This window comes from Streptomyces sp. NPDC041129, from assembly GCF_055592265.1.
The window spans coordinates 743,441-769,870 of sequence record NZ_JBVIYV010000002.1; the positions used below are offsets into that span (position 1 = coordinate 743,441).

General features: G+C 71.2%; 25 protein-coding genes and 2 tRNA genes. 18 read left to right on the forward strand and 9 right to left on the reverse strand.

Annotation, left to right across the window (positions count from 1 at the left end; all coding sequences use genetic code 11):
• Positions 1-108: 108 nt before the first annotated feature.
• Both ACZ6B1_RS11565 and ACZ6B1_RS11570 read left to right on the forward strand, forming a co-directional pair.
• On the forward strand, positions 109-285 hold the full coding sequence (locus ACZ6B1_RS11565; RefSeq protein WP_468777093.1) for a hypothetical protein: 177 nt from the start codon (positions 109-111) through the stop codon (positions 283-285).
• A gap of 51 nt (positions 286-336) precedes the next feature.
• Entirely contained in the window at positions 337-1,434 is a 1,098-nt protein-coding gene (locus tag ACZ6B1_RS11570) for a YlbL family protein (RefSeq protein ID WP_468777094.1), read from the forward strand.
• A 71-nt stretch (positions 1,435-1,505) separates the two neighbouring features.
• Here ACZ6B1_RS11570 and ACZ6B1_RS11575 read toward each other — a convergent pair whose 3' ends face one another.
• On the reverse strand, positions 1,506-2,048 hold the full coding sequence (locus ACZ6B1_RS11575) for a PPA1309 family protein (RefSeq protein WP_468777096.1): 543 nt from the start codon (positions 2,046-2,048) through the stop codon (positions 1,506-1,508).
• A 162-nt stretch (positions 2,049-2,210) separates the two neighbouring features.
• On the opposite strand from ACZ6B1_RS11575, the gene ACZ6B1_RS11580 reads away from it, so the two are divergent.
• From ACZ6B1_RS11580 to ACZ6B1_RS11595, 4 genes are all read left to right on the forward strand, one after another.
• The gene (locus ACZ6B1_RS11580) at positions 2,211-5,108 is read left to right on the forward strand and encodes a UPF0182 family membrane protein (protein WP_468777497.1); all 2,898 of its coding nucleotides are present in this window, start codon (positions 2,211-2,213) and stop codon (positions 5,106-5,108) included.
• 41 nt (positions 5,109-5,149) lie between these two features.
• Positions 5,150-5,223: transfer RNA gene (locus ACZ6B1_RS11585), tRNA-Met, on the forward strand.
• A gap of 208 nt (positions 5,224-5,431) precedes the next feature.
• The gene (locus ACZ6B1_RS11590) at positions 5,432-7,252 is read left to right on the forward strand and encodes a tetratricopeptide repeat protein (protein WP_468777097.1); all 1,821 of its coding nucleotides are present in this window, start codon (positions 5,432-5,434) and stop codon (positions 7,250-7,252) included.
• Between the two features lie 67 nt (positions 7,253-7,319).
• A tRNA-Met gene (locus ACZ6B1_RS11595) sits at positions 7,320-7,393 on the forward strand.
• 129 nt (positions 7,394-7,522) lie between these two features.
• Here ACZ6B1_RS11595 and ACZ6B1_RS11600 read toward each other — a convergent pair.
• Positions 7,523-7,939, reverse strand: a complete 417-nt coding sequence (locus ACZ6B1_RS11600; RefSeq protein ID WP_468777099.1) for a Fur family transcriptional regulator — start codon at positions 7,937-7,939, stop codon at positions 7,523-7,525.
• A 143-nt stretch (positions 7,940-8,082) separates the two neighbouring features.
• Between ACZ6B1_RS11600 and ACZ6B1_RS11605 the strand changes: the two genes are divergently transcribed.
• Positions 8,083-9,537: a catalase gene (locus ACZ6B1_RS11605; RefSeq protein ID WP_468777101.1), complete on the forward strand. Its 1,455-nt coding sequence runs from the start codon at positions 8,083-8,085 to the stop codon at positions 9,535-9,537.
• Positions 9,538-9,612: 75 nt separating this feature from the next.
• Here the strand turns inward: ACZ6B1_RS11605 and ACZ6B1_RS11610 are convergent, their stop codons facing one another.
• Together ACZ6B1_RS11610 and hisN are read right to left on the reverse strand one after the other, a co-directional pair.
• The gene (locus ACZ6B1_RS11610; RefSeq protein WP_468777103.1) at positions 9,613-10,008 is read right to left on the reverse strand and encodes a CBS domain-containing protein; all 396 of its coding nucleotides are present in this window, start codon (positions 10,006-10,008) and stop codon (positions 9,613-9,615) included.
• A 150-nt stretch (positions 10,009-10,158) separates the two neighbouring features.
• On the reverse strand, positions 10,159-10,965 hold the full coding sequence (hisN, locus tag ACZ6B1_RS11615) for a histidinol-phosphatase (protein WP_468777105.1): 807 nt from the start codon (positions 10,963-10,965) through the stop codon (positions 10,159-10,161).
• 138 nt (positions 10,966-11,103) lie between these two features.
• On the opposite strand from hisN, the gene ACZ6B1_RS11620 reads away from it, so the two are divergent.
• Complete coding sequence (locus tag ACZ6B1_RS11620; protein ID WP_468777107.1) at positions 11,104-11,712, forward strand: TetR/AcrR family transcriptional regulator; 609 nt, start codon at positions 11,104-11,106, stop codon at positions 11,710-11,712.
• A 189-nt stretch (positions 11,713-11,901) separates the two neighbouring features.
• Here the strand turns inward: ACZ6B1_RS11620 and ACZ6B1_RS11625 are convergent, their stop codons facing one another.
• The 4 genes from ACZ6B1_RS11625 to ACZ6B1_RS11640 form a co-directional block, all read right to left on the reverse strand.
• A complete protein-coding gene (locus ACZ6B1_RS11625) occupies positions 11,902-12,225 on the reverse strand; it encodes a DMT family transporter (RefSeq protein WP_358927546.1) in 324 nt (107 codons plus the stop codon).
• An 84-nt stretch (positions 12,226-12,309) separates the two neighbouring features.
• On the reverse strand, positions 12,310-13,320 hold the full coding sequence (rsgA, locus tag ACZ6B1_RS11630; RefSeq protein WP_468777109.1) for a ribosome small subunit-dependent GTPase A: 1,011 nt from the start codon (positions 13,318-13,320) through the stop codon (positions 12,310-12,312).
• A gap of 16 nt (positions 13,321-13,336) precedes the next feature.
• A complete protein-coding gene (aroA, locus tag ACZ6B1_RS11635) occupies positions 13,337-14,653 on the reverse strand; it encodes a 3-phosphoshikimate 1-carboxyvinyltransferase (RefSeq protein ID WP_468777111.1) in 1,317 nt (438 codons plus the stop codon).
• 28 nt (positions 14,654-14,681) lie between these two features.
• Positions 14,682-15,392, reverse strand: coding sequence for a M50 family metallopeptidase (locus tag ACZ6B1_RS11640; protein WP_468777113.1), 711 nt, complete (start codon positions 15,390-15,392; stop codon positions 14,682-14,684).
• Positions 15,393-15,442: 50 nt separating this feature from the next.
• Between ACZ6B1_RS11640 and ACZ6B1_RS11645 the strand changes: the two genes are divergently transcribed.
• The 10 genes from ACZ6B1_RS11645 (at position 15,443) to ACZ6B1_RS11690 (ending at position 25,382) form a co-directional block, all read left to right on the forward strand.
• Positions 15,443-16,258: an SOS response-associated peptidase gene (locus ACZ6B1_RS11645; RefSeq protein WP_468777115.1), complete on the forward strand. Its 816-nt coding sequence runs from the start codon at positions 15,443-15,445 to the stop codon at positions 16,256-16,258.
• Between the two features lie 10 nt (positions 16,259-16,268).
• Positions 16,269-16,898 (forward strand): alpha/beta hydrolase family protein, encoded by a 630-nt coding sequence (locus tag ACZ6B1_RS11650; RefSeq protein ID WP_468777117.1) that lies wholly within the window; start codon positions 16,269-16,271, stop codon positions 16,896-16,898.
• Between the two features lie 254 nt (positions 16,899-17,152).
• Entirely contained in the window at positions 17,153-17,854 is a 702-nt protein-coding gene (gene sigR, locus ACZ6B1_RS11655; protein ID WP_468777119.1) for an RNA polymerase sigma factor SigR, read from the forward strand.
• Positions 17,851-18,162 carry a mycothiol system anti-sigma-R factor gene (gene rsrA / locus ACZ6B1_RS11660; protein WP_468777121.1) on the forward strand — a complete coding sequence of 104 codons (312 nt, stop codon included), beginning with the start codon at positions 17,851-17,853 and terminating at the stop codon, positions 18,160-18,162. The genes sigR and rsrA overlap by 4 nt, the downstream gene beginning before the upstream one ends.
• 126 nt (positions 18,163-18,288) lie before the next feature.
• A complete protein-coding gene (locus tag ACZ6B1_RS11665; RefSeq protein ID WP_468777123.1) occupies positions 18,289-19,632 on the forward strand; it encodes an HD-GYP domain-containing protein in 1,344 nt (447 codons plus the stop codon).
• Positions 19,629-20,870, forward strand: a complete 1,242-nt coding sequence (locus tag ACZ6B1_RS11670) for an HD-GYP domain-containing protein (RefSeq protein ID WP_468777125.1) — start codon at positions 19,629-19,631, stop codon at positions 20,868-20,870. Before ACZ6B1_RS11665 ends, ACZ6B1_RS11670 begins: the two co-directional genes overlap by 4 nt.
• Before the next feature lie 100 nt (positions 20,871-20,970).
• Positions 20,971-21,951 carry a hypothetical protein gene (locus ACZ6B1_RS11675; protein ID WP_468777127.1) on the forward strand — a complete coding sequence of 327 codons (981 nt, stop codon included), beginning with the start codon at positions 20,971-20,973 and terminating at the stop codon, positions 21,949-21,951.
• A gap of 69 nt (positions 21,952-22,020) precedes the next feature.
• Positions 22,021-22,671, forward strand: a complete 651-nt coding sequence (gene def, locus ACZ6B1_RS11680) for a peptide deformylase (protein WP_468777128.1) — start codon at positions 22,021-22,023, stop codon at positions 22,669-22,671.
• Between the two features lie 258 nt (positions 22,672-22,929).
• Entirely contained in the window at positions 22,930-24,015 is a 1,086-nt protein-coding gene (cyc1, locus tag ACZ6B1_RS11685) for an epi-isozizaene synthase (protein ID WP_468777131.1), read from the forward strand.
• A complete protein-coding gene (locus ACZ6B1_RS11690) occupies positions 24,012-25,382 on the forward strand; it encodes a bifunctional albaflavenone monooxygenase/terpene synthase (protein ID WP_468777133.1) in 1,371 nt (456 codons plus the stop codon). The genes cyc1 and ACZ6B1_RS11690 overlap by 4 nt, the downstream gene beginning before the upstream one ends.
• A gap of 19 nt (positions 25,383-25,401) precedes the next feature.
• Here the strand turns inward: ACZ6B1_RS11690 and ACZ6B1_RS11695 are convergent, their stop codons facing one another.
• Entirely contained in the window at positions 25,402-26,367 is a 966-nt protein-coding gene (locus ACZ6B1_RS11695) for a helix-turn-helix domain-containing protein (protein WP_468777136.1), read from the reverse strand.
• Positions 26,368-26,430: the final 63 nt, after the last annotated feature.

Here is a 26,430-nt window from a genome sequence, read left to right on the forward strand (position 1 = left end):
CCGGCCGGTCCGGTTGCGTAACCACCCCCCTCGCGTGAGCGTTGTCAGAGCGGATGGTTAATCTGCTGATCAGTCAGTCGCGGACGCTCATGGGGTTGGGAGGTCGGCATGGCGGCGCTCGCCTGGTTGCTGATTCCGCTGGTTTCCGCGGTCGCGGCCGCAGTGTGGGGCAGTTGGGCCAATCGGACCCGGAGAATCCGCAGCGACGGCCCCGAGCTGGACGGATACGCCCGGTTCCGCGAGGCCATGGAGAAGAAGACCCACTCGGGCGCCCCCGGCGCCTGAGGAGAGGTGCCCTGACGGCGCGCTGACGGAGGCGTCCCGTACTGTCGTGCCATGCCACGCCGCACCGCGACGATGCTCGCCTCCACCCTGATGCTGATCGCGCTCCTGTGCGCGGGAGTGCTCATCCCCGTGCCGTACGCGGAGATGTCCCCCGGGCCGACCGTGAACACGCTCGGGGAGCACGACGGCGAGCCGGTGCTGCAGATCTCCGGCCGCAAGACGTACGCGACGGACGGTCACCTGAACATGACCACCGTCCGGGTCACCAGCGCCGACTTCCGGATGAACCTCGTGGAGGCCGTCTACGGCTGGCTGGCGCACGACAGCAAGATCGTGCCCCACGACACCCTCTACCCGGACGGCAAGACCGAGGAGCAGTCCACCCAGGAGAACGCCGAGGAGTTCAGCCAGTCCCAGGAGAGCGCCAAGGTCGCCGCCCTGAAGGAGCTGGGCGTCCCGGTGAAGTCCTGGGTGATCGTCTCCACCGTCGTCAAGGGCTCCCCGGCCGAGGGCAGGCTGCACGCCGGGGACGTGATCAAGGCCGTGGACGGGACGGCCGTCAAGCAGCCGTCCGACGTCGCCGAGTTCGTCACCCGGCACAAGCCCGGCCAGAAAGTCGTCTTCACCGTCGTACCGGCCAAGGAGCAGGCCGCCGCCGAGAAGCAGCACCGGACGGCGACGAAGACCCGGGACGTCGGCATCACGACGGCGACCTCCCACGACAGCGGTGCCCGGCGCGCCATCGTCGGGATCTCCGCCGGGACCGACCACACCTTCCCGTTCAGCATCGACATCAAGCTCGCCGACGTCGGCGGCCCCAGCGCCGGACTGATGTTCGCGCTCGGCATCTACGACAAGCTCACCCCGGGCAGCCTCACCGGCGGCAACTTCGTGGCCGGCACCGGCACCATCGACGACAAGGGGACGGTCGGGCCGATCGGCGGCATCGAGATGAAGACAGTCGGCGCGCGCAGCAAGGGCGCCCGTTACTTCCTCACCCCCGCCGACAACTGCGCGGCAGCCGCCAAGGACACCCCGAGCGGGCTCACGCTCGTCAAGGTGAAGACCATCGGTGACGCGCTCGGCGCCCTGAAGGACATCCGCGGCGGGGACACCGCCGCCCTGCCGAAGTGCACCACCAAGAGCTGACCGGCGGCCCGAAGACGCGGCTGGGGGCGCTCCCGATCAACGGGAGCGCCCCCACGCCGTACCTGAGGTGGTCAGTCCGCGAAGGTCGCCGCCAGCGCCTCGGCCAGGCCCGGCACCAGCTCCGGCCCCGTCAGGACCTCCGTCGCGGAGTCCTTCTCGCGCAGGCGCAGCGCCGACTCGCGGCCGCCGTCACGCAGCACCGCCACCGTCATGCGGACCTCCTGGCGCTCGGGGTGCTCCGCCACCCACTTCGCCAGCTTGGCGTCGCTCAGCCCCTGCGGCACCTGCGCCTCGGCGGACGGCGGCAGCATCATGCGCTCCACGGTGAGCGCGCAGCCCACCACCGCGTCCGGCCAGGCGATGGTGCCGAGGAACTCGTCGAGCGGCTTGTCCGTCGGGACCTCGTCCTGCTCGATCGGGGTGAGGCCGGCCGTCTCGGACTCCTCGTCGAGGCCGAGCTGGGTGGCGAGCGAGGGTTCCTGGGCCCGCAGTCGTGCGGTGTCTACGAGGGCGAAGAGGCGGGCGGGCTGGTCCCAGCCGAGGCCGGAGGCGTACTCGTCGATCTCGAGTACGGCCCGGGTGAGCGGGTTCGCTGCCATGGGAGTGTTGGACATGGTCACAATCCTGCCTCGTTCCCGGGCGGAATCGGGAACCGAGTGAACCGTGAGTAAGTTGCATAGGTGTGGCCCGCGCTCACGGGGGGCCTCGGCCGGCCCGTGAAGACGGGGGCCTGACGTTTCGACAGCGACTTCGAGGTGCGCACCTTGGCTTTCCAGATGCCGGACCGCGGCGGAGGCCCGACGGGGCCACGGATCAGAGCGGGACGCCCGTCCCGGCGGGCCCGGGCCCTGCTCATGACACTGGGCGTCCTCGCCGTCCTCGGCATGGTGTTCACCATGTTCGCGGGCTTCTGGACGGACTGGCTGTGGTACCGGTCGGTGCACTACTCGTCCGTGTTCACCACCACGCTGTGGACCAAGATCGGGCTGTTCTTCGTCTTCGGACTGCTGATGGCCGTATCCGTCGGCCTCAACATCTGGCTGGCGCACCGGCTGCGGCCTCCCTTGAGCGCCATGTCCATGGAGCAGCAGAGCCTCGACCGCTACCGGATGGGCATCGCGCCGTACAAGAGCTGGCTGCTGCTCGCCGTCGCCTGCCTCGTCGGGCTGATCGCCGGTGCCTCCGCCGCCGGCCAGTGGCGCACCTGGCTGATGTGGGTCAACGGCGTGCCCTTCCATCAGAAGGACCCGCAGTTCCACCTCGACGTCTCCTTCTACGCCTTCGACCTGCCCTGGTACCGGTTCCTGCTGGGCTTCGGCTTCGCCACCGCGATCCTGTGCCTGATCGCCGCCGCGCTCACCCACTACCTGTACGGCGGGCTGCGCGTCACCAGCCCGGGCGCGCGCGCCACCGCCGCCGCCACCGGGCATCTGTCGGTGCTCCTCGGCATCTTCGTGGCGCTGAAGGCGGTCGCCTACTGGCTCGACCGGTACGGGCTCGCCGTCAAGTCCAGCGACTTCAAGGCGACCGGCAACTGGACCGGCCTGCGCTACGTCGACGCCAACGCCTACCTGCCGGCCAAGACGATCCTGTTCTGCATCGCCGTCATCTGCGCGCTGCTGTTCTTCGCCACCCTGTGGCGGCGCACCTGGCAGCTTCCCGTCATCGGCTTCGGCCTGATGGTCCTCTCCGCGATCCTGATCGGCGGCCTGTACCCGGCCATCGTGCAGAAGTTCCAGGTGCAGCCCAACGAACAGGCCAAGGAGGCCCCGTACGTCCAGAAGAACCTCAAGGCGACCCGTGAGGCGTACGGCATCGACGACACCAAGGTCACCGAGTACGCGGGCAAGTCCACCACCGAGGACAAGACCAAGCTGCGTGACAAGGTCGGGGACACGGCGAGCATCCGCATCATGGACCCGAACGTCGTCTCGCCGACGTTCCAGCAACTGCAGCAGATCAAGGCCTACTACGGGTTCCCCACCAATCTCGACGTCGACCGGTACGCCAAGGACGGCAAGGAGCAGGACACCGTCATCGGCCTGCGCGAGCTGAACCTCGGCGGCATCCCGAAGAACAACTGGATCAACGACCACTTCCGCTACACGCACGGCTACGGCGCCGTCGCCGCCAAGGGCACCGAGGCCGACGCCGAGGGCCGCCCGGTCTTCACCGAGAAGAACCTGCCGTCCGAGGGCTCCCTCGGCAGCTACAAGCAGCAGATCTACTACGGCGAGAAGACCACCACGTACTCGATCGTCGGCGGCCCCCAGAAGGAGGTCGACTACTCCGACAACGAACGCGAGAAGACCACCAGCTACCAGGGCAAGAGCGGGGTCAACCTCGACAACCCGGTCAACCGGGCCGCGTACGCGGTGGCGTTCAACGAGCCGCAGATCCTCTACTCCGGTGCGATCGGCAAGGGTTCGCGGATCCTGTACAACCGCACCCCCAAGGAGCGCGTCGAGGCGGTCGCCCCTTGGCTGACCATCGACGGCGACGCCTATCCGGCCGTGGTGAACCACCGCATCCAGTGGATCGTCGACGCGTACACGACCACCAACGGCTATCCGTACGCCTCCCGTACGACGCTCGGTGACACGACGGCCGACTCGCTGACCGCGACGAACAACTCCCGTGCGGTGGTGGCCCAGCAGAACCAGGTCAACTACATCCGCAACTCGGTGAAGGCGACCGTCGACGCGTACACCGGCGAGGTCAAGCTCTACCAGTGGGACACCGCGGACCCCGTGCTGAAGACCTGGATGAAGGCCTTCCCCGGTACGGTCCAGCCGCGCGCGGACATCTCCGCGGGCCTGATGGAGCATCTGCGTTATCCGCAGGACCTGTTCAAGGTCCAGCGCGAGCTGCTCACCCGCTACCACGTGACCGACGCGCAGACCTTCCTCAGCGGCAGCGAGGTGTGGGAGGTGCCCGACGACCCGTCCAACGACTCGGGCAACGCCGTGCCGCCCTACTACCTGAGCATGAAGATGCCGGACCAGAGCGCCCAGGCGTTCTCGCTGACGACGACGTTCACGCCGAACGGGCGGGACAACCTCAGCGCCTTCATGGCCGTGGACTCCGACCCGCGGGCCGCCGACTACGGCAAGATCAGGGTCCTGAAGCTGCCGGCGAGCACCACCGTCTACGGCCCCAAGCAGGTCCAGAGCCAGTTCAACTCCGAGTCGGACATCGCGGAGACCATCAGCCTGCTGAGCAGAGGCCACTCCAAGGTCGAGTACGGCAACCTGCTGACGGTGCCCCTGGACGGAGGACTGCTCTACGCGGAGCCCGTCTACGTCCGTGGTGGTTCGCTGAAGTACCCCTTGCTGCGCAAGGTGCTGGTCACCTACGAGGGCAGGACCGCCTTCGAGAACACCCTGGACGAGGCGCTCAACAAGGTGTTCGGCGTGCAGGGTTCGACGACACCTCCGAAGACCGGGAACAACCCGCCCGACACCGGTGACCCGACGGTCAGGCAGGCGCTCGACGACGCCCAGAAGGCGTTCGAGGCCGGGCAGGAGGCCCTGCAGAAGCCGAAGCCCGACTGGGCCGCGTACGCCAAGGCGCAGGACGATCTCGAGGCGGCGCTGAAGCGGGCCGAAGAGGCGCAGGCCAAGGCGGACAAGGCCGCCGGCAGCGGCAAGGCCTCCGGCGGCGACAAGAGCTGATCAAGACCTCCCCGCGCCGTGATACGGTTGCTGAACAACGGCGCGGGGTGGAGCAGCTCGGTAGCTCGCTGGGCTCATAACCCAGAGGTCGCAGGTTCAAATCCTGTCCCCGCTACTGAAGACGAAGGCCCGGATTCCTTACAGGGATCCGGGCCTTCGTGGTGTGCGAACTCATGTACAGATCGGGGGAGACGGCCGCGCCGCCGTGGGGAGTTGGGCTGTCTGTGTTTGACTTATCTCTCTGTGGGCATGTCGACAAAACGCTGAAGTGACCTCACGGGCTGCGGTATACCGGGTGTACCCAGGTTGCAGGTGGTGCGACGATGGACGTTATGGGGGACAAGGCAACTCTGTTCGAGACAGGGCGATTTGTGCAGTCTGCGGGTGAGGGGCCGACCCGGGACGAAATGGGCGACATGGGGGATGCCGCCGAGGACGTACGCCTCCGGCTCGCCGCGCGGACCGGCGACACCGAGGCGATGAGCGTCCTCGGTGCCATGCTGCTGCGCAGCGGAGACCTCGACGGGGCCGAGCCCCACCTGCGCGCCGCCACCGCGGCCGGCGACCGCGCCGCCGCCAACAACCTGGGTGTCCTCCTGCACCAGCGCGGCTACGCCGAGGAGGCCGCCGGCTGGTGGCGGATCGCCGCCGTGGCCGGCTCCGCCGCCGCCGCGCACGCGCTGGGCCGCCACCACCGTGAGCGCGGGGACGAGCCCGCCGCCGAGTACTGGCTGCGCCAGTCCGCCGAGCAGGGCCATGCCCTGGGCGCCTACGCGCTCGCCGACCTGCTGGAGCACCGCGGGGACGCCTCGGCCGGGGACTGGATGCGGGCCGCCGCCGAGCGCGGGCACCGTGAGGCCGCCTACCGGCTGGCGCGCGTGCTCGACCGGAAGGCCGGAGCCGAGGACGAGGCCGGGTCCGACAACGCTGTCGAGGAGATCGAGCAGTGGTACCGGCAGGCCGCCGCCCGCGGTCACCGGCGGGCCGCGCTGCACCTCGGGGCGATCCTCGAGAAGCGCGGGGATCTCAAGGAGGCCGGACGCTGGTACCTGACCTCCGCCAAGGACGGGGAGGCCCGGGCCGCCTGCGCGCTGGGCTTCCTGCTGCGCGACGCCGGGGACACCGAGAGCGCGGCCGTGTGGTGGCTCAGGGCCGCCCAGGACGGCGACGGCAACGCGGCCAACGCGCTGGGCGCGCTGCACGCCGAGCGCGGCGAGACCCAGACCGCCGAGCGCTGGTACCGGGCCGCGCTGGACGCCGGGGACGACAACGGGGCCTACAACCTCGGGCTGCTCTGCGCCGAGCAGGGCCGGACCGCGCAGGCCGAGCAGTGGTACCGGCGAGCGGCGTACGCCGGGCACCGGGAGGCGGCGAACGCGCTGGCCATCCTGCTGCTCCAGGGCGACGACCCGGCCGGTGCGGAGCCCTGGTTCTCCAAGGCGGCCGAGGCCGGCAGTGTGGACGCCGCGTTCAACCTGGGCATCCTGCACGCCGGGCGGGGCACCGGGGAGGACGCCGGGATCGCGCTGCGCTGGTACGAGCGCGCGGCCGCCGCCGGGCACACCGAGGCCGCCCTGCAGGTCGGGATCGCCCGGCTGCGTGAGGGCGACGAGCAGGGGGCCGAGCGGCACCTGCGCTGCGCGGCCGGCGGTGGCAACCCGGAGGCGGCGTACCGGCTCGCGACCCTGCTGGACGCGCGGCGGCCCCCGGAGCCGGCGCACGAGCTGGGCGAGATCGTGCACGAGAAGACCGAGTGCGAGGAGTGGTACGAGCGGGCGGCCTCCCAGGGGCACCGCCGTGCCCAGGTGCGGGTGGGCATGCTCGCCGCGGCCCGGGGGGACGTGGTCGAGGCCGCGCGGTGGTACCGGGCGGCGGCAGAGGCCGGATCGCGCAACGGGGCGTTCAACCTCGGCCTGCTGCTGGCCCGGGAGGGCAGCGAGCCCGAGGCGGCGGTGTGGTGGACCCGGGCCGCCGACGCCGGGCACGGCCGGGCGGCGCTCCGGCTGGCCCTGGTCTACGCGCGTCGTGGCGAGCTGGCGGAGGGACAGAGATGGGCCGACCGCGCGGTGGCGCTGGGGCCGGCGGAGGTGTCCGAACGGGCGGGCCGGCTGCGGGACGCCCTGCGGGAGGAGCTCTCGGCGTGACCCCGGCCACTCGCCGGTAATGGATTTGCTTCCGCGGGCTTCCCTCCCGTAGTGTCGTGTTCACCGACGCGGGGTGGAGCAGCTCGGTAGCTCGCTGGGCTCATAACCCAGAGGTCGCAGGTTCAAATCCTGTCCCCGCTACTGAAGGCCGAGGGCCGGAATCCAGAAATGGATTCCGGCCCTCGGTCGTTTCGCTTCCCGGTAGCGAGCGCGCGAAAGGAGAGGGGCCGCGGCCCCTCTCCTCGTATGTCTGGCGTCAGATGCCCTGTGTCACGCGCCGGCGCAGTTCGGGCAGAGCCCCCGGTACGTCACCTCGACGTCCGACACCGTGAAGCCGAAGCGCTCGGTGTCGGGGAGGTCGGCGAGCGGGTTGCCCGTGGGATGCACGTCACGGATCGCGCCGCAGTGAGCGCAGACCAGGTGGTGGTGCGGCTGGTGTGCGTTCGGGTCGTAGCGCTTGGCGCGCTTGTCCGTCGTGACCTCGATCACCTCGCCGAGGGTCACCAGCTCGCCCAGCGTGTTGTAGACGGTCGCCCGGGAGATCTCCGGCAGCTTCGTGACGGCCCGCGCATGGACCTCGTCGGCCGTCATGTGGACGTGCTCGCCGTCGAGAACCTCGGCCACCACGCGTCGCTGTGCGGTCATCCGCCATCCGCGTCCGCGCAGCCGTTCCAGTAGGTCGCTCATGGAAGCAGCGTAACAGCAAGAGGACCAGATTCCGAACAGGTGTGACTTTGGAATAACATTTGACTTGGACAATGTCCAATGTAGGATCGAAGCCGGCTTTGACCAATGGACAGGACTGGTCGGTAATGACGCAGGAGGCGTACGTGACGCAGGGACCGCTCACCACGGAGGCCGGTGCACCGGTGGCCGACAACCAGAACAGCGAGACCGCAGGCGTCGGCGGCCCGGTGCTCGTGCAGGACCAGCTGCTCCTGGAGAAGCTGGCCCACTTCAACCGCGAGCGCATCCCGGAGCGCGTCGTGCACGCCCGGGGCGCGGGGGCGTACGGCACCTTCACGGTGACCGCCGACGTCACCCCGTACACGCGCGCCGCCTTCCTCTCCGAGGTCGGCAAGGAGACCGAGACGTTCCTGCGCTTCTCGACCGTGGCCGGCAATCTGGGCGCGGCGGACGCGGTCCGGGACCCGCGCGGCTTCGCGCTGAAGTTCTACACCGAGGAGGGCAACTACGACCTCGTCGGCAACAACACCCCGGTGTTCTTCATCCGCGACGCGATCAAGTTCCCGGACTTCATCCACACCCAGAAGCGCGACCCGTACACCGGTTCCACCGAGGCGGACAACGTCTGGGACTTCTGGAGCCTGAGCCCGGAGAGCACCCACCAGGTCACCTGGCTGTTCGGCGACCGAGGCATCCCGGCCTCGTACCGGCACATGGACGGCTTCGGCTCGCACACCTACCAGTGGAGCAACGAGGCCGGCGAGGTCTTCTGGGTGAAGTACCACTTCAAGACCGACCAGGGGATCCGGAACCTCACCGCCGAGGAGGCCGAGGTCCTGGCGGGCAGGGACCCCGACTCCCACCAGCGCGACCTGCGCGAGGCGATCGAGCGCGGCGAGTTCCCGAGCTGGACCGTGGGCGTGCAGATCATGCCGGCGGCGGACGCGGCGACGTACCGCTTCAACCCGTTCGACCTGACCAAGGTCTGGCCGCACGCGGACTACCCGGTCATGGAGATCGGCAGGCTGGAGCTGAACCGCAACCCGCGGAACGTCTTCGCCGAGGTCGAGCAGTCGATCTTCTCGCCCGCGCACTTCGTGCCCGGTATCGGCCCCTCGCCCGACAAGATGCTCCAGGGCCGCCTGTTCGCCTACGGCGACGCGCACCGCTACCGCGTCGGCGTCAACGCGGACCACCTTCCGGTGAACCGCCCGCACGCCGCCGAGGCGCGCACCAACTCCCGGGACGGCCACCTCTACGACGGCCGGCACGGCGGTGCGAAGAACTACGAGCCGAACAGCTTCGGGGGGCCGCGGCAGACCGGCCGGCCCCTGTGGCAGCCGTTCGACGGCTTCCCCGCCGGCACCGGCGCCCACCCGACGCCGCTGCACGCCGAGGACGACGACTTCGTGCAGGCGGGCGACCTCTACCGGCTGATGTCGGAGGAGGAGAAGGAGCGCCTGGTCGGCAACCTGGCCGGGGCGATCTCCCAGGTCTCGCGCGAGGACATCGCCGACCGCGCGATCGGCAACTTCCGCAGCGCCGACGCCGACTTCGGCAAGCGGCTGGAGGCCGCGGTACAGGCGCTGCGCGGCTGAGCCGCCCCTGCTGCCGACCTGAGCGCCCTTGAGGGCGGGCCGGATCCCCGATGGGGCCGGCCCGCCCTTATGCGCTCAGAGCGCCGGTGCCGGCTCCCGGGCCGGGACCCAGCAGCGGATGATGTCGCGGACCGACACGATGCCGACGGGCTCGCCGCGGTCGAGGACCACCAGGTGCCGGAAGTTGCCGCGGGTCATGGCCCGGGCCGCCTCCTGGAGGGTCCAGGTCGGGGTGGCGAAGACGACGTCGGTGGTGGTGTGGGCGTGGGTGCGTTCCGTGTCCGGGTTCTGGCCGAGGCCGACGGAGTTGAGGATGTCGCGTTCGGTGAGGATGCCGACGCCGCCGGCGTCGGGGTCGAGGACCACGGCGGCGCCGACGTGGCGGGCGGACATCAGGGCGGCTGCCTGACGCAGGGTGTGGGCGGGGCCGACGGTGAGGACCACCGTGCTCATGGCGTCTCGGACGAGCATGGGATGAGGCCACCTCCTAGGAATCCATGACGTTGTGCACGGATTCACAAGTTCACAAGTGGGGGTCGACCTCAGAGTGCCCGGTAAAGAGCGGGTCAACAAGAGGGCGCGCGCGGCCAGTTGAGGGCGTGCGCGGAACTCGCCGGGTGCTCAGGGGCGCCGGCGCTGGTCGAGGTGGTCCAGCAGGAGGTCGTGCAGCAGGCCGTTCGACGCCGCCGCGTTGCCGCTGTGCGGGCCCGGACGGCCGTCCAGCCCGGTGAAGGTGCCGCCGGCCTCGGTGACGATGATCGCGTTCGCCGCCATGTCCCACAGGGACAGCTCCGGCTCGGCGCAGATGTCGACGGAGCCCTCCGCGACCATCATGTAGGGCCAGAAGTCGCCGTACGCGCGCGTGCGCCACACCTCGCGGGTCAGGTCCAGGAAGCCGTCCAGGCGGCCCTGCTCCTCCCAGCCGGAGAGCGAGGAGTACGCGAAGGACGCGTCCCCCAGCTCGCCGACCTGGGAGACGTGGATGCGGGACGCGGAGGTCAGACTGCGGCCGGTGAAGGCGCCGTGGCCCTTGGCGGCCCACCAGCGGCGGCCGAGGGCGGGGGCGGAGACGAGGCCGACGACCGGGTGGTAGCCGCCCTCGCCCGCCTCCATCAGCGAGATGAGGGTGGCCCAGACCGGAACGCCCCGGACGTAGTTCTTCGTGCCGTCGATCGGGTCGATCACCCAGCGGCGGGGCCCCGTGCCCTCGACGCCGTACTCCTCCCCGAGGACCGCGTCCCGCGGTCGGGCGCGCTTGAGGTGGCCGCGGATGAGTTCCTCCGCCGCTTTGTCCGCCTCGCTCACCGGGGTCATGTCCGGCTTCGTCTCCACCTTCAGGTCGAGCGCCTTGAAACGGTCCATGGTGGTGGCGTCGGCCGCGTCCGCGAGTACGTGGGCGAGGCGGAGGTCGTCGAGGTAGTCCGGCATGCCTTGACCGTATCTGCCATGGACGCCACGGGGCCACAAGGGGCCGGGGCCGGGCGGGGTGGAAGGGTGGCCCGCGCACCCTTGACAGTGCGGGGGAGCGCGTCAAATCTGGGCAGAGTTGTCCGCCCCAGGGAGGCGATGATGCCTGCGGCCCGGGAATCCCTACTGGACGCCGCCGCCACGGCGCTCGCGCGCCGGCCGTGGTCCGCGGTGCGGATGGTCGACGTGGCCGCGGCGGCCGGGGTGTCCCGGCAGACGCTGTACAACGAGTTCGGGAGCAAGGAGGGGCTGGCCAGGGCGCTGGTGCGGCGGGAGGCCGACGGATATCTCGCCGGGGTGGAACGGGCCCTCGCCGCGCATACCGACCCGCGCGACCGGCTCACCGCCACCGCCGAGTGGATGGCGTCGGCTGCCCGGGGGAGCGCGCTGGTACGGGCCATGCTCACCGGGTGCTGGAGCGAACGCCTCCCGGCGCCGGCGCTCGCCGCGGTGCGGTCCTCCTCCCCGGTACCCGCGCAGCGCCGGGCGGACGGGCCGCTGCCCTCGCCCGGCGACTTCGTGCGGCTGGTACGGGACCGGGCGGTGACCGTGCTGGCCGGGCCCGCCGCGGCCACGGAGGACACCGCCGACCTGACCCGTTCCTGCGAACTGGCCGTACGCCTCGCCCTGTCCTGCGTCGCGGCGCCACCGGAGGAGGAAGGCGTGGCGGAACTGGTGCGCGGCGTCCTGGTTCGTCACCTGGTGTGACCCGCGGCCTCCGGGCCGGGGGCGAGAGAGAACGCCCGGCGGTGGCCCGAGCGGTGGCCGGCCTCAGGGCGTCGACGGCGAGCCGGCCGGGGCGCGCCGCCGTGGCAGGCTCAGGGTGGCGAATTCAGCCGCAGCCGTGCCACAGGGTGCCGGCCACGACCGGCCCCGCGGACGCGAGCCGTCGCTCTCTCAGTGCGCCGAGCCCGACAGCTGGAGGCCGATCACGCCGATGATGACGAAAGAGATCGAGACGATCTTCAGGGTCGACACCAGGTCGCCGAGGAAGACCATGCCGTAGATCGCGGTGCCCGCCGCGCCGATCCCGGTCCACACCGCGTACGCGGGGCCGACGTCGAGCTTCTTCAGGGACAGGGTCAGCAGGCCGAAGCTGCCGAGGGCGAAGGACGCGAACGCGATCGTCGGCCACAGCCGGGTGAACCCGTGCGAGAGCTTGAGGCACACGGCGAAACCGGTCTCCAGAATCCCGGCCACTATGACCAGCAGCCACGCCATGTGCGGTCCTCCCGTAGGTCCGGATCTCCGGCTCGGTGCGATTATGCACTTACCGAACGCGACCCCCGGCAAACCCCGCGGCCCTCAGTCGCCGTCCCTGCGGTCCCGCGTGGCCAGCAGCCGGCGCAGCGAGTAGAGCCGCGCCGGATCGGCGTGACCCTCCTCGACGTACGCGTCCAGCGCGCAGTCCGGCTCGTCGTGACTGCACGCGCGCGGGCAGCCCTCGGTGCCCGGCTGCAGGTCCGGGAAGGCGAGGATCACCCGGGAGGGATCGATGTGCGCCAGGCCGAAGGAGCGCACGCCCGGGGTGTCGACGACCCATTCGGCCGCCCCGGCGAGGGGCAGCGCCAGGGCGGAGGTGGTGGTGTGGCGGCCGCGGCCCGTCACCGCGTTGACATGGCCGGTCGTACGCCGCAGGTCCGCCGGGACGAGCGCGTTGACCAGGGTCGTCTTGCCCACGCCCGAGTGGCCCACGAACGCGGTGATCCGGCCTTCCAGGTGCTCGCGCACCCGGTCGGCGGCGTCGCCGTTCTCCAGTTCCTCCCGGCTGGTGACGACGTACGGGATGTCGAGCGCGCCGTACAGCTCCAGCAGTTTGTCCGGCGGGGCCAGGTCGGACTTCGTCATCACCAGCAGCGGCTCCAAGCCGCCGTCGTAGGCCGCCACCAGGCAGCGGTCGATCAGGCGCGGGCGCGGCTCGGGGTCGGCGAGAGCCGTGACGATCGCCAGTTGGTCGGCGTTTGCGACGACCACCCGCTCGTAGGGGTCGTCGTCGTCCGCGGTGCGGCGCAGCACCGAGGTGCGCTCCTCGATGCGCACGATCCGCGCGAGAGTGTCCTTCCTGCCGGACAGATCGCCGACCAGGGCCACCCGGTCGCCCACGACGGCCGCCTTGCGGCCCAGCTCCCGGGCCTTCATCGCCAGCACGGTCCGGTCCCCGACCAGGCATGTCAGCCGGCCCCGGTCGACGGTGAGGACCATGCCCTCGGCCGCGTCCTCGTGCTTGGGCCGGATATTGGTACGCGGCCGGTTGCCCTTGCGGTTGGGGCGGCTGCGGATGTCGTCCTCGTCGGTGTGCTTGCCGTAGCGGCGCATGATCCCAGTCCGCCCGTCAGTTCCCCAGCATCCCGGTCCACAACTCGGGGAAGTCCGGCAGGGTCTTCGCCGTCGTCGCCACGTTCTCGATCCGCACACCCTCGACCGCCAGGCCGATGATCGCACCGGCGGTGGCCATGCGGTGGTCCTCGTAGGTGTGGAACACCCCTCCGTGCAGCGGGCGCGGGCGGATGTGCAGGCCGTCGGCCGTCTCGGTGACGTCGCCGCCGAGTTCGTTGATCTCCTTGGTGAGCGCGGCCAGCCGGTCCGTCTCGTGCAGCCGCAGATGGGCCACGCCCCGCAGGGTCGAGGGGGAGTCGGCGAGCGCGGCCACCGCGGCGATGCCCGGGGTCAGCTCGCCGACGTCGCTCAGGTCGACGTCGATGCCGTGCACGGCGCCCGAGCCGGTGAACACCAGCCCGAACTCGGTCAGCTCGCAGGAGCCGCCCATTTCGGTGAAGATCTCGCGCAGCCGGTCACCCGGCTGGGTGGTCCGCTCCGGCCAGTCCGGGATCAGCACCTTGCCGCCCGTGACCAGGGCCGCCGCCAGGAACGGCTGGGCGTTGGAGAGGTCCGGCTCGATCGTCAGGTCCCGGCCGAGCAGCGCACCCGGCGTCACCCGCCACACGTTCGGCTCGCCGCCCGACTCCGGGGTGTCCACCTGGGCGCCGACCGCGCGCAGCATGTCCACGGTCATCCGGATGTGCGGCAGGGAGGGCAGGGAGGCCCCGGTGTGCCGGACCTCGACACCCTGGTTGAAGCGCGGAGCGGAGAGCAGCAGCGCGGAGACGAACTGGGAGGACGAGGAGGCGTCGATCGACACCGGACCACCGTCCAGCGCTCCGGCGCCGTGCACCGTCAGCGGCAGCGCGCCCCGGCCGTCGTCGTCGATCCGGGCACCGAGCACCCGCAGCGCGTCGATCACGCCGTTGAGCGGACGCTCGTACGACCGCGGGTCCCCGTCGAACCGGATCGGGCCGTCGGCCAGCGCGGCCACCGGCGGCAGGAAGCGCATCACCGTGCCGGCGTTGCCGACGTCGACCGTGGCCGGACCGTGCAGGCCGGTCGGCAGCACGCGCCAGGCCTCACCGGAGCCGTCCGGGCCGACCCCTTCCTCGATCTCCACGCCCATGGTCCGCAGGGCGCCGGCCATCAGCAGGGTGTCGCGGGAGCGCAGCGGACGGCGCAACCAGCCGGGCTCGGAGGCGAGGGCGGCCAGCACGAGGGCTCGGTTGGTCACCGACTTGGACCCGGGCACGTGGACCGTCGCGTCGACGGCTCCGCTCGCGTGCGGGGCGGGCCAGAGGGCGGGGTGGGCGGTGTTCGGGGCCATGGGGCCACTTTATAAGGAGGGCCCGGTATCAACCTTCCAGCAGCCAGCGGCCCCCGCCGATCAAGGAGCACAGGGACACCGCGTGGAACAGGAACAGCCACAGGCCCGCCGGGACGTGCGTGAGGCGGGAAAGCTGGTCCGCGTCGGAGTCGCCCGCGCCTCCCCGCGTCCGCTTGGCCTGCAGCTCGAACGGCGGCCGTACCCCGCCGAGCAGCAGGAACCACACCACCGCGTACGCGAACGCCGCCTGCACCTGCGGCCCGGTGAGCCACGACACCAGCAGGAAGGCGCCGCCGGCCAGCACCACGGTCAGTACGCCGTACGCGTTGCGGATCATCACCAGCATGACGACCAGCAGGGCGGTCGCCGCCCAGAGCAGCAGGGTGATGTGGCCGGCGGCCAGCAGCGCGGCACCGCCCAGGCCCAGCAGGGAGGGCGCCGTGTACCCCGCCGCCGCGGTGAGGATCATGCCCAGGCCGTACGGCTTGCCCCGGCTGAGCGTGAGGCCGCTGGTGTCGGAGTGCAGGCGGATACCGGTGAGCTGCCGGCCGGTGAGCAGCGCCACCAGGCCGTGTCCGCCCTCGTGCGCGATGGTGATGGCGTTGCGGGCTATGCGCCACAGGGTGTGCGGTACGACGACGGCGAGCGCGGCGACCCCGGTGGCCAGCACCACCCACAGGTCGGGATCGGGCTGGCTGCCGATGAGCCGGTCCCAGAGGCTGGCGGTGAGGCTTTCCATATGACCGAGTGGCTCCCTGTCCTCGTACGGAGTCTGGCAGTGTGGCACGTATGTGCGGACGGTATGCATCCAGTCGTAGGCCCGAGGATCTCGCAGGAATCTTCGAGATCGAGAAGTGGGAGCCGGAGGAGACCCTGGAGCCGGACTACAACGTGGCTCCCACCAAGGAGGTCTACGCCGTCCTGGACCGTCCGTTGAAAGACGCCGCGGACCCGCGTCCGGTTCGGCAGCTCCGCAGGCTGAAGTGGGGCCTGGTGCCCTCCTGGTCGAAGACGCCCGAGGGCGGCGCCCGGATGATCAACGCGCGCGCCGAGACCGTGCACGAGAAGCCCGCCTACCGCCGCGCCTTCGCCGCCCGGCGCTGCATCCTGCCCGCCGACGGCTACTACGAGTGGGTCACCGGCACCCAGGAGCGCGAGCTGGAGGTCGAGGGGAAGAAGAAGCGGCCGCGCAAACAGCCGTACTTCGTGCTGCCCGCCGACGGCTCGGTCTTCGCGATGGCCGGCCTGTACGAGTTCTGGCGGGACCGGACCCTGCCCGACGACCACCCCGGCGCCTGGTGGGTGACCTGCTCGGTGATCACCACGGAGGCGGAGCGGACCCCGCTGGCGGTCGCCCCCGCCGAGGGACCGCACTCCCTGGCCGACATCCACCCCCGCATGCCGCTCATGCTCACCCCGGACCGCTGGGACGCCTGGCTGGACCCCTCCCGCACCGACCCCGACGGCCTGCGCGAGCTGCTCGACCCGCCCCCGCACGGCCTGATGCGCGCCTATCCGGTCTCCACCGCCGTCAGCAACGTCCGCAACGGCGGCCCGGAGCTGCTGAAGGAGCTCGAGGCGGCGGAAGTCGGCACACTCTTCTGACGTGACCACCATGACCACACAGACCGTCCCGACCGACGCCGGCGACGCCCGGATCACCTGGCACCGGGCGGGCGGAGCCCGGCTCGTCCTCGCGGTGAGCCATGGCGCCGGGGGCGGCATCGAGGCCCGGGACCTCCAGGCGCTCGCCCGGGTGCTCCCCGCACACGGGGTGACCGTGGCCCTCGTCGAGCAGCCCTGGCGGGTGGCCGGCAAGAAGCTCGCGCCCGCACCGAAGACGCTGGACACCGGCTGGCGGGGCCTGTGGCCCGCCCTGGCGGAGCCGGGACTTCCCGTCGTCTCCGGCGGCCGCAGCGCGGGCGCCCGGGTCGCCTGCCGCACCGCCGCCGAGCTGGGCGCGCACGCCGTACTCGCGCTGAGCTTCCCGCTGCACCCGCCGGGCAGGCCGGAGAAGTCCCGCGCCGCGGAACTGCTCGGTGCCGGGGTGCCCACCCTGGTCGTGCAGGGCGGGAACGACCCCTTCGGCAGACCGGCGGAGTTCCCCGAGGGAGCCCACCGGCTGATCGAGGTGCCCGGCGGCGATCACGGCTTCGCCGTGCCCAAGCGCGCGGAGATCACCCAGGAACAGGCTCTGGAGATCATCACCGACGGCGTCGTGGAGTGGACCGGCTCACTCGGGTGACCCGGGAATGCCCGGCGACGGGGCGCTGTTGAGGCGGACAGAAGTGCTGAGGGATCAGCGCCGACGTCGTTGGAAAGGAAGTCCGCCGCATGGGTTCGACGTACTGCCCGAGCCGCAGCAGCCGCGCTGACCTGGACTGGACGGTGCTGCACGCGGCCAGGACCGCTCCTATTCGAGCGGCGGCAGGTACGGGTCGTGTTCTATCCTCCGAAACAGGTGGGACCGGTTTCGGTCCCGTCCGGGAACTTGAGGAGGTGGGTCCGGTCACCGGTACCGACGCAGGGACCGACAACGGCCAGGCGGAGCAGCCCGAGGGCCAGGGCACGAGCGCGGACACGGGGACCGGCTCCGAGTCGACCGCGGAGCGCAGCGCGCGCTTCGAGCGGGACGCGCTGGAATTCCTCGACCAGATGTACTCGGCCGCCCTGCGCATGACGCGCAATCCGGCCGACGCCGAGGACCTGGTACAGGAGACCTACGCCAAGGCGTACGGGTCCTTCCACCAGTTCCGCGAGGGCACCAACCTCAAGGCGTGGCTGTACCGGATCCTGACCAACACCTTCATCAACTCGTACCGCAAGAAGCAGCGCGAACCCCAGCGCAGCGCGGCCGAGGAGATCGAGGACTGGCAGCTCGCCCGCGCCGAGTCGCACATGTCGACGGGCCTGCGCTCCGCCGAGTCGCAGGCGCTCGACCACCTGCCCGACTCGGACGTGAAGGAAGCGCTGCAGGCGATCCCCGAGGAGTTCCGCATCGCCGTCTACCTCGCGGACGTAGAGGGCTTTGCGTACAAGGAGATCGCGGACATCATGGGGACACCCATCGGTACGGTGATGTCCCGGCTGCACCGGGGCCGCCGTCAGCTGCGCGGCATGCTGGAGGACTACGCCCGGGAACGCGGACTGGTCCCGGCGGGCGCCGGAGAGTCGAACGAAGCGAAAGGCTCGGGCTCATGAGCTGCGGAGAGCCGCACGAGACGGACTGCAGTGAGGTCCTCGACCACCTCTACGAGTTCCTCGACAGCGAGATGCCGGACGTCGACCGCGACAAGTTCCAGCACCACTTCGAGGAATGCTCGCCGTGCCTGGAGAAGTACGGCCTGGAGCAGGCCGTGAAGAAGCTCGTCAAGCGGTGCTGCGGCCATGACGACGTGCCCGCCGACCTGCGTGCCAAGGTCATGGGGCGGATCGACCTGATCCGCTCCGGGCAGACCGTCCCCGAGCACGACGTCACCAAGGCGCCGGTGACACCGCAGGAGTCCTGACCCGCGCCCTCCGGCCGGCCGCCCCTATCACCCGAACGTGCTAATCCTCGGGTCATGGGCCCCCGGACCCCCCGAATCCCGCCCTAGGCTCCGAGCCTGCACCGGCACGGTCGGGGGAGGGGCGCGATGGAGGCGGCGGTTCCGGCGAGAGCGCAAGGCTATGTGGCCTGTGTCGCCCTGCTCGCCGCGCTCTGTGTCCTGCCCCTGCACGCCACCCGCACGCCCTGGTGGGCGCTGGCCCTGCTGGCCGCGCTGTACGCGGCCTGCGAGCACGTCGTACGGCGCCGCTTCGGCGGAACGTTCTATCCGGTGCTGCTCGCCGGTGCCTTCCTGCTGCCGCCGCCCGCCGCCGCGCTGGTCCCGCTGCCGGCCGCCCTGCTCGCCCATGTCGAGCACGGGCCGGTGCTGCCCCGGCGCGTCTGGCGGGCCGCGCGGCCGGCGCTCGCCGTGTGGGCCGCGGCCCAGGTCCACTGGGCGCTGGGCGGCCGGGACGCCGTCGTGGCCCACGCCTTCCCCTACGCCCTCGTGCCCGCGGGGGCGGCCGTGCTCGCCTTCTGCGTGGTGCTCGCCGCGCTGGACGGCGGTGTCCTCGTAGCGGGCGTGGGGGCTCCCACGCCCGTCGGGCAGTGGGGGAGGGAACCGGCGCGCAGGGCCTGGCGCGGGCTGCTGTCCCGCTCGCTGGCGCCGGTCGCGGTGCACGGGCTCGCCGGGCTGATGATGGCCGTACTGTGGCGCAGCCGGTACGGCCCCGTCTCCGCGCTGCTCGTCCTGCTGCCGATGGGCGTCTCCTGCTGGGTCTTCGCCCAGTACCACCGGGAGCGGGCCGCCCACCAGGCCACCATCCGCGCCCTGGTGCAGGCCGTCGACATCAAGGACGGCTACACCCGCGGCCACAGCGAGCGGGTCGGCCGCGCCTCGGTGCTGATCGCCCGCGAACTCGGCCTGGACGACGAACGCGTCGAGGTGCTGCGCTTCGCCGGCATCCTGCACGACGTCGGCAAACTCGGCGTCCCCACCCGGCTGCTGCGCAAGGACGGCCCGCTGACCCCCGAGGAGCGGCGGATCATCGAACTGCACCCGGAGTACGGCCACGAGATGGTCCGCGGGATCTCCTTCCTCGGTGAGGCCCGCGCGGCGATCCTGCACCACCATGAACGGCTCGACGGCAGCGGCTACCCGTACGGGCTGGCGGGCGGTCAGATCCCCGAGTGCGCCCGTGTGGTCGCCGTCGCCGACGCCTTCGACGCGATGACCTCCACCCGGTCCTACAGCAGGGCCCGCCCGGTGGAGGCGGCGGTCAAGGAGCTGGAGCGCTGCGCGGGCACCCACTTCGACCCGCGCATGGTCACGGCACTCGTCCGGGCGCTGAGCCGGCACGGCTGGCACCCGGCCGTCACCGCCGACGACGCCCCGCCCACGGTCCCGGCCCAGCATCCGGCCGCGGGCCGCCACAGCGGGGCACACCGGTGACCGCTCTCCGCCTCATCCACGCCTGCGCCGCCCTCACCGCCGCCGTCTGCCTCGCCCTCACCCTGTGGACCGGCGTCGACGACCCGGGCGTCGCGCTCGCCTTCGGCGTGCTCATAGCCGTCGGTGAGCTGACCCGGTGGTCCGGCACCGGGGCGCGCCGGACCGCGCCGCTGGGCACCGCCGGGTCGCTGTCGTACGCCCTGCTGGGGCCCGACGCCGGACATCCCACCGGGCACAGCGCCGCGCAGGTCGTCACCGTCGTCCTCGCCGCCTCCCTGCTCGGCGGCGTTCCGCACATCTGGTGCGGCCGCTCGCCCACCCTCGACCATCTCGCCCGTCGCGTCCTGACCGCCGGCTTCGCCGCCGTCTGCTTCCAACCCCTCTTCAACAGGGGGGCGTTCCGGAGCTGGGACGGTCCCGCCTACGCCCTGCTGCTCGTCGCGCTGCTCGTCCTCACCGCGCTCTGCGACGCCGTCCTCGCCGCCGCCCTCGCCCACTCCCGCACCCGCTGGCGCTTCGGCCCGCTGCTGCGCGACGAACTGCGCGGACTGCTCGGCATCGGCTCCGCCGTGTGCGCGACCGGCGCGGTCATGGCGCTCGCGGTCGCCGTGGCCGGGCTCTGGGCGCTGCCCGTGTTCTGCCTGCCGCTGCTGCTCACCCAGCTCTCGGTCCGCCGCTACGCCGCCGTGCGGGCCACCTACCGGCAGACCATCGCCTCCCTCGCCCGGGCCACCGAGGTGGCCGGCTGCACCCCCGCCGGGCACGCCCACCGGGTCGCGGCGCTCAGCCGGGCCGTCGGCCGCGACCTGGGTCTTTCCCGGCCCGAGCTGACCGTGCTCGAGTACGCGGCGCTGATGCACGACATCGGCCAGCTCAGCCTCGTCGACCCGGTCCCGGCCGGAGCCACCGCCACACTGCCCGGCGATGAGCAGCGGCGCATCGCGCTGCTCGGCGGCGCCGTCGTGCGGCAGACCGGGGTGGACGCGGCGGTCGCCACGGTCGTGGAGCGGCAGGCCGATCCGTACCCGGAGCAGCCGCTGGCCGCGCGGATCGTGCGGGCCGTGAACGCCTACGAGGAGAAGGCCCGCGACGCCGGGCCCGAGGGGCCGCTCATGGCCCTGGAGGAGCTACGCCTGGCCACCGCGGGGGACTACGCTCCCGAGGTTGTCGAATCCCTTGCCCGGGTACTCTCCCAGGCGCTGTCTGACCCTGCGGGTGACGGGGTAACCCATGGGTAATGAGCGCCTTTGAGGCCGTACGTGGTTGGATGCGAGGGAGAGGGTGTCCGGGGGCACAAGCCAGCCCACTGTGCGGAAATGGAACTGGCAGGCGGGAATCGTGAGGATCTTCGGAAAGGGACGACACCGGCCCTCCGCCTCCTGGCGGCAGGCCACTGACCGGGCGTTCACGCTCATCGGCGACGGCCGGTACGAGGACGCGGGCGAGCTGCTGACACGCGCCGCGGACCTGGAGCCCTGGCTGGCGGAGTCCTGGTTCAACCTCGCCCTGCTGCACAAGTTCCGGCACGACTGGGAGCAGGCCCGCGCCGCCGGTCTGCGGGCGGTCGCGCTGCTGGACCGGGAGACCGGCGCCCCCGACTGGTGGAACGTCGGCATCGCCGCGACCGCCCTGCAGGACTGGCCGCTGGCCCGCCGTGCCTGGCAGGCCTACGGGCTGCGGGTGCCCGGCGGGGCCACCGCCGCCGGCGAGCCGCTCGGCATGGACCTGGGCAGCGCCGCCGTACGGCTCTCCCCGGAGGGCGAGGCCGAGGTGGTGTGGGGCCGCAGGCTGGACCCGGCGCGGATCGAGGTGCTGTCCATTCCGCTGCCCTCGTCCGGGCGGCGCTGGGGGGAGGTCGTCCTGCACGACGGCGTCCCGCACGGCGAGCGCACCACGTCCGCCGGGCACTCGTTCCCGGTGTTCGACGAGATCGAGCTGTGGGCCCCCTCGCCTGTGCCGACCTGGGTGGTGCTGCTGGAGGCGGCCACGGAGGCCGACCGGGACGCCCTGGAACAGCTCGCGGCGGACGCCGGGTTCGCCGCGGAGGACTGGTCCTCCTCGGTGCGGCTGCTGTGCCGGATGTGCTCGGAGTCGCAGATGCCGTCGGACGAGGGCGACGGCGTGCACCTGGACCCCCACGACCACAGTGAACCCGGTCACCCCGGACCCCTCGGGCACCGTACCGACGGGCAGCTCTGGGTGCCGGAGCGGGAGTGCGGGGTCGCCGCGCCGGCGTCGCTCGTCCGGGGGCTGCTCGACGGGTGGGTCGCGGACAGCCCGGACTCCAGGGACTGGCGCGATCTCGAAGAGGTTTGCTGACCACCGGTGACCGGCCACCTTTAGGCTGTACCCGAGAATTCAAGGCTTGCAGGAAGGCATACGTCGGTCATGGCGCAGCAGGACACCGATCAGCAGCACGCGGGCGTGCTCCCCGTCGACGACGAGGGCTACGTCGTGGACACGGGGGACTGCGAGGAGCGCGAGGGGACCTGGCGTGAGCGCGGCACCTCGCGGCCGATCACGGTCGTCGGCAACCCGGTGCTGCACAAGGAGTGCAAGGACGTCACCGACTTCGGCGCGGAGCTCGACCAGCTGGTCGCCGACATGTTCGCCAGCCAGCGCACCGCCGAGGGCGTGGGCCTGGCCGCCAACCAGATCGGCGTCGACCTGAAGGTCTTCGTGTACGACTGCCAGGACGACGAGGGCGTCCGGCACGTCGGCGTGGTGTGCAACCCGAAGCTGGTCGACCTGCCCGCCGACCGTCGCAGGCTGGACGACAGCAACGAGGGCTGCCTGTCCGTGCCCACGGCGTACGCGCCGCTCGCGCGCCCCGACTACGCCGAGGTGACCGGTCAGGACGAGAAGGGCAGCCCGATCAAGGTCCGCGGCACCGGCTACTTCGCACGCTGTTTGCAGCACGAGACCGATCACCTCTACGGCTACCTGTACATCGACCGCCTGTCCAAGCGTGACCGCAAGGACGCCCTGCGCCAGATGGCCGAGAACGAGCCACGCTACCCCGTGGTCGCCAACGACTGAGCCGCCCGGCCGGAACCCCGGCCACCGCGCGGAGCAGCGACGACGTCGGTCACGACGCCCGTCCGGGATCCTTCCCGGCCGGGCGTCGTTCATTTGTTCGTCAAGCGAATCCCGGCAACCTGGGGTGGTGATTGAAGCAAATCCGTTCCCTCGGCGGTCAGTTGTGGTGCTGAATGGGAAGTGCGGAGATACGCAACGGCGCACGCCCGGCACGACGACGAGGGCGGTGCGCGCCTGGCGGCTGAGAGGGGACAGTTCGTGCACGCTTTCTCACACGGCACCACATCGACGACCTCGGTGGCGGTACCGCCGTCTCTCGCACTTCCGGTGATCGAGGACTCCTTTCCACGACAACTCCACCCGTATTGGCCGAAGCTCCAGGAGAAGACCCGGCAGTGGCTGCTCGAAAAGCGGCTGATGCCGGCGGACAAGGTGCGGGAATATGCCGACGGACTGTGCTACACCGACCTCATGGCGGGGTACTACACCGACGCCCCCGACGAGGTCCTGCAGGCCATCGCCGACTACAGCGCCTGGTTCTTCGTCTGGGACGACCGCCACGACCGTGACATCGTCCACGGCCGGGCCGCCGACTGGCGGCGCCTGCGGCACCGGCTGCACGCGGCCCTCGACGAGCCCCGGCAGCACCTGGGCCATCCCGACCCGGTGGTCGCGGGGCTCGCGGACAGCGTGCTGCGGCTGTTCTCGTTCCTGCCGCACACCTGGAACCAGCGGTTCACCCGGCACTTCCACTCGGTGATCGACGCCTACGACCGCGAGTTCCGCAACCGCACCCGGGCGTACGTCCCGCAGGTGGAGGAGTACCTCGCCCTGCGGCGGCTCACCTTCGCCCACTGGATATGGACGGACCTCCTGGAACCGAGCGCCGGACGTGAACTCCCGGACGCCGTAAGGAAAAACCCGGCCTATCGTCGTCCGGCACTGCTGAGCCAGGAATTCGCAGCCTGGTACAACGACCTCTGCTCACTGCCCAAGGAACTCGCGGGCGACGAGGTGCACAATCTCGGAATCAGTCTCGTCACACATCAGGGACTGACCCTCGAGGAGGCGGTCGAGGAAATCAGACGGCGCGTCGAGAAATGCATCGCCGAATTCATCGGCGCCGAAGACGAAGCGCTCCGGTTCGCCGACGAACTCGCCGACGACGGAACGGTTTCCGGAAAGGAACTCGGCGCCGCCGTCCGCGCCTGTGTCGGGAATATGCGGAACTGGTTCAGCTCCGTCTACTGGTTCCACCACGAGTCGGGCCGGTACATGGTCGACAGCTGGGAGGACCGGTCCACGCCCCCGTACGTCAACAACGAAGCGGCAGGTGAGAAATGACCGTCGAGTCCGTGAAGCCCCAGACAGCCGAGACGGCGGAACCGCGCGAGGCACCCCTGGCCGGCGGCGCCGTCCCGGTCCTCGGCCACGGCCTGAGACTGGTCCGCGACCCGCTCGCCTTCATGTCCGGGCTGCGCGCGCACGGTGACGTGGTGCGCCTGAAGCTCGGCCCCAAGACGGTGTACGCCGTCACCACCCCCGAGCTCACCGGCGCGCTCGCGCTCAGCACCGACTACCGGATCGACGGGCCGCTGTGGGAGTCCCTGGAAGGCCTGCTCGGCAAGGAGGGCGTGGCCACCGCCAACGGCCCCCGGCACCGGCGTCAGCGGCGCACCATCCAGCCCGCGTTCCGGCTCGACGCGATCCCCGCGTACGGGCCGGTCATGGAGGAGGAGGCGCACGCGCTGACCGAGCGCTGGCGGCCCGGCGAGACCGTCGACTGCACCGCGGAGTCCTTCCGGGTCGCGGTGCGCGTCGCCGCCCGCTGCCTGCTGCGCGGTGAGTACATGGACGAGCGCGCCGAGCGGCTGAGCGCGGACCTCGCCACCGTGTTCCGCGGTATGTACCGCAGGATGGTCGTACCACTGGGACCGTTGTACCGGCTGCCGTTCCCGGCCAACCGCGAATTCAACCGGGCACTGGCCGATTTGCATCTCCTGGTCGACGAGATCGTCGCCGAGCGGAGGGCATCTGGTCAAAAGCCGGACGATTTGCTGACGGCCTTGCTGGAGGCGAAGGACGACAATGGCGAGCCCATCGGGGAACAGGAGATCCACGACCAGGTGGTGGCGATAGTCACCCCGGGCAGCGAAACAGTCGCCTCCACGATCATGTGGCTGCTCCAGGTGCTCGCGGAACATCCGGAACACGCGGAGAAGGTGCGCGCCGAGGTCGAATCCGTGACCGGAGGCCAGCCCGTTGGATTCGAGCACGTCCGCCGTCTCACGCACACCAACAATGTCGTCGTCGAGGCCATGCGGCTGCGGCCCGCCGTGTGGATTCTGACGCGGCGCGCGATCACCGACACCACGCTCGGCGGCTTTTCGATTCCGGCGGGCGCGGACATCGTCTACAGCCCGTACGCCATCCAGCGCGACGCCCGCTCCTACGGCGCCCACCTCGACTTCGACCCCGACCGCTGGCTGCCGGAGCGGGTCAGGGAAGTGCCGAAGTACGCCATGAGCCCCTTCAGCGTCGGCAACCGCAAGTGCCCCAGCGACCACTTCTCCATGGCCCAGCTGACCCTGATCACCGCGGCGATCTCGGCGAAGTACCGCTTCGAGCAGGTCAGCGGGTCGAACGACACCACCCGGGTGGGCATCACGCTCCGGCCGCAGAAGCTGCTGCTGAAGCCGGTGCCCTGGTAGGCCACCGCTGCCGGCGCGGTCAGGCGGCCTCCGGGCCCCGGAACGCGCGCCGGTAGGCGTTGGGGGTCGTGCCGAGGGCACGGACGAACTGGTGGCGCAGAGCCGCCGCCGTACCGAAGCCGGTGCGGGAGGCGATGGCGTCCATGGTCTCGTCCGTGCCCTCCAGCAATTCCTGCGCCAGCAGCACCCGCTGGCGCAGCAGCCAGCGGTAGGGGGTCGTCCCCGTCTCCTGCTGGAAGCGGCGGGCGAAGGTGCGCGGGGCCATGTGGGCGCGGGCGGCGAGCTGTTCCACGGTCACCTCCTGGCCGAGGTGCCCCTCCATCCACACCAGCACCTCGCCGACCGTGTCGCACGGGGTCTCGGGCAGCGGCCGCTCGATGTACTGCGCCTGTCCGCCGTCCCGGTGCGGCGGCACCACCATCCGCCGGGCGATCTTCCTGGCGACCTCCGGGCCCTGCTCCTTGCGTACGAGGTGCAGGCAGGCGTCGATGCCGGCCGCGGTGCCGGCGGAGGTGATCACGGGGTCCTCGTCGACGTAGAGGACGTCCGGTTCGATGACCGCCCGGGGATTGCGCAGTGCCAGCTCCCTCGCCTGCCGCCAGTGCACACTGCACCGCCGCCCGTCGAGCAGTCCGGCGGCACCGAGCACGAACACGCCCGAGCACACGCTGAGCACCCGGGTGCCCCGCTCCACGGCCCGCACGAGGGCGTCGAGCAGGGCGGGCGGATACTCCCGGGTCACGTACTCGCTCCCGGCCGGCACCGCGATCAGGTCGGCCTCCTCCAGCCGCTCCAGACCGTACGGGGTCGACACGGTGAGCCCGCCGACATGGGTGCTCAGCGCCGGGCCCTCCGCCGAGACCACGGCGAAGTCGTACACCGGCAGACCCTCGTCACTGCGGTCGATGCCGAACACCTCGCACACCACCCCCAGCTCGAAGGGATGCACGCCGTCCAGCAGCACTGCCGCCACGTTCCTCAGCATGCTGCCAGTGTGCCCCGAAGCTGGCAGTAAATCGAGGGTGGGCGGCAGTCCTGCCACTGTTGG

What these genes read in the sequence shown, in the direction of transcription:
- ACZ6B1_RS11695 (WP_468777136.1), bottom strand. Translation starts at nt 26,367, where the DNA reads ATGCTGAGGAACGTGGCGGCAGTGCTGCTGGACGGCGTGCATCCCTTC.
- ACZ6B1_RS11575 (WP_468777096.1), bottom strand. Translation starts at nt 2,048, where the DNA reads ATGTCCAACACTCCCATGGCAGCGAACCCGCTCACCCGGGCCGTACTC.
- ACZ6B1_RS11570 (WP_468777094.1), top strand. Translation starts at nt 337, where the DNA reads ATGCCACGCCGCACCGCGACGATGCTCGCCTCCACCCTGATGCTGATC.
- ACZ6B1_RS11640 (WP_468777113.1), bottom strand. Translation starts at nt 15,392, where the DNA reads ATGGAAAGCCTCACCGCCAGCCTCTGGGACCGGCTCATCGGCAGCCAG.
- rsrA (WP_468777121.1), top strand. Translation starts at nt 17,851, where the DNA reads ATGAGCTGCGGAGAGCCGCACGAGACGGACTGCAGTGAGGTCCTCGAC.
- ACZ6B1_RS11690 (WP_468777133.1), top strand. Translation starts at nt 24,012, where the DNA reads ATGACCGTCGAGTCCGTGAAGCCCCAGACAGCCGAGACGGCGGAACCG.
- ACZ6B1_RS11625 (WP_358927546.1), bottom strand. Translation starts at nt 12,225, where the DNA reads ATGGCGTGGCTGCTGGTCATAGTGGCCGGGATTCTGGAGACCGGTTTC.
- ACZ6B1_RS11600 (WP_468777099.1), bottom strand. Translation starts at nt 7,939, where the DNA reads ATGAGCGACCTACTGGAACGGCTGCGCGGACGCGGATGGCGGATGACC.
- ACZ6B1_RS11565 (WP_468777093.1), top strand. Translation starts at nt 109, where the DNA reads ATGGCGGCGCTCGCCTGGTTGCTGATTCCGCTGGTTTCCGCGGTCGCG.
- ACZ6B1_RS11580 (WP_468777497.1), top strand. Translation starts at nt 2,211, where the DNA reads ATGCCGGACCGCGGCGGAGGCCCGACGGGGCCACGGATCAGAGCGGGA.
- aroA (WP_468777111.1), bottom strand. Translation starts at nt 14,653, where the DNA reads ATGGCCCCGAACACCGCCCACCCCGCCCTCTGGCCCGCCCCGCACGCG.
- ACZ6B1_RS11650 (WP_468777117.1), top strand. Translation starts at nt 16,269, where the DNA reads ATGACCACACAGACCGTCCCGACCGACGCCGGCGACGCCCGGATCACC.
- hisN (WP_468777105.1), bottom strand. Translation starts at nt 10,965, where the DNA reads ATGCCGGACTACCTCGACGACCTCCGCCTCGCCCACGTACTCGCGGAC.
- ACZ6B1_RS11645 (WP_468777115.1), top strand. Translation starts at nt 15,443, where the DNA reads ATGTGCGGACGGTATGCATCCAGTCGTAGGCCCGAGGATCTCGCAGGA.
- def (WP_468777128.1), top strand. Translation starts at nt 22,021, where the DNA reads ATGGCGCAGCAGGACACCGATCAGCAGCACGCGGGCGTGCTCCCCGTC.
- ACZ6B1_RS11665 (WP_468777123.1), top strand. Translation starts at nt 18,289, where the DNA reads ATGGAGGCGGCGGTTCCGGCGAGAGCGCAAGGCTATGTGGCCTGTGTC.
- ACZ6B1_RS11610 (WP_468777103.1), bottom strand. Translation starts at nt 10,008, where the DNA reads ATGCTCGTCCGAGACGCCATGAGCACGGTGGTCCTCACCGTCGGCCCC.
- ACZ6B1_RS11590 (WP_468777097.1), top strand. Translation starts at nt 5,432, where the DNA reads ATGGACGTTATGGGGGACAAGGCAACTCTGTTCGAGACAGGGCGATTT.
- rsgA (WP_468777109.1), bottom strand. Translation starts at nt 13,320, where the DNA reads ATGCGCCGCTACGGCAAGCACACCGACGAGGACGACATCCGCAGCCGC.
- ACZ6B1_RS11620 (WP_468777107.1), top strand. Translation starts at nt 11,104, where the DNA reads ATGATGCCTGCGGCCCGGGAATCCCTACTGGACGCCGCCGCCACGGCG.